Source organism: Microbacterium sp. ZW T5_56 (assembly GCF_044987425.1).
GTDB lineage: Bacteria > Actinomycetota > Actinomycetes > Actinomycetales > Microbacteriaceae > Microbacterium.
This window is the reverse complement of record NZ_JBJDRI010000077.1, coordinates 1-893: the sequence shown is the minus strand read 5'-3', so window position 1 is coordinate 893 and position 893 is coordinate 1. Positions and strand designations below refer to the sequence as shown.

Genomic DNA, 893 nt, shown 5'->3' with positions numbered 1-893 from the left:
GCGAGGGCGGGCGGTTGGTTCGCGGATAGGCGTCGAGGTCTTCCAGGATGGAAGTTCTCACACTGACCATCCGCCGGAAGACCTCGACTTGCACCAGCCTACGTTCGCGACCCCTGACCTGACCACGTTCTGCCGTCTCGACGAGCTCGGGCTCGTCGCCGTGGGTCAGTTGATCGAGCCGGATCGGGCGGTGTTGGAGTGTCGCGTCGTGGACGACGACCCGTGGTGTCATCAGTGCGGGTCTGAGGGCGTCCCGCGGGACACGGTGACGCGGCCGCTCGCGCACGAGCCGTTCGGGCACCGACCCACGACGCTGCTGGTCCGTGTGCGCCGGTATCGGTGTGGTCACTGCAAGCGGACGTGGCGGCAGGACACGGCGAAGGCTGCGGCGCCACGGGCGAGGATCTCTCGTGGTGGGATTGGGTGGGCGCTCACGGCGATCGTCGTCGATCATCTCACTGTCTCTCGCGCCGCGGCAGGGCTCGGGGTGTCGTGGCACACAGCGAACACCGCGATCATCGCCGAGGGCAAGCGGCGATTGATCGACGAGCCGGCCCGCTTCGACGGGGTCACCACGATCGGTGTCGACGAGCACGTCTGGCGTCACACGAGGTTCGGCGACAAGTACGTCACCGTGATCATCGACCTCACCCCCGCCCGCGACAAGACGGGCCCGGCCCGGTTGCTGGACATGGTCGAGGGTCGCTCGAAGGCAGTGTTCAAGCAGTGGCTCGCCGGCCGACCCAAGGAATGGTCGAAGGCGATCGAGGTCGTCGCGATGGACGGATTCAGTGGGTTCAAGACCGCCGCGACCGAGGAACTCCCCGACGCGGTCCTGGTGATGGATCCGTTCCATGTCGTCCGGCTCGCAGGCGACGCCCTAGACCGGACTC

2 protein-coding genes are annotated in these 893 nt (G+C 67.3%); one reads left to right on the top strand and one right to left on the bottom strand.

What is annotated here, in order from left to right; all coding sequences use genetic code 11:
* Positions 1-232: hypothetical protein (locus ACI3KU_RS18970; RefSeq protein WP_404923892.1), on the bottom strand; the 232-nt coding region annotated here is incomplete at its 3' end.
* On the opposite strand from ACI3KU_RS18970, the gene ACI3KU_RS18965 reads away from it, so the two are divergent.
* Positions 119-893: ISL3 family transposase (locus tag ACI3KU_RS18965; RefSeq protein ID WP_404923891.1), on the top strand; the 775-nt coding region annotated here is incomplete at its 3' end. The two genes, ACI3KU_RS18970 and ACI3KU_RS18965, sit on opposite strands and share 114 nt — an antisense overlap.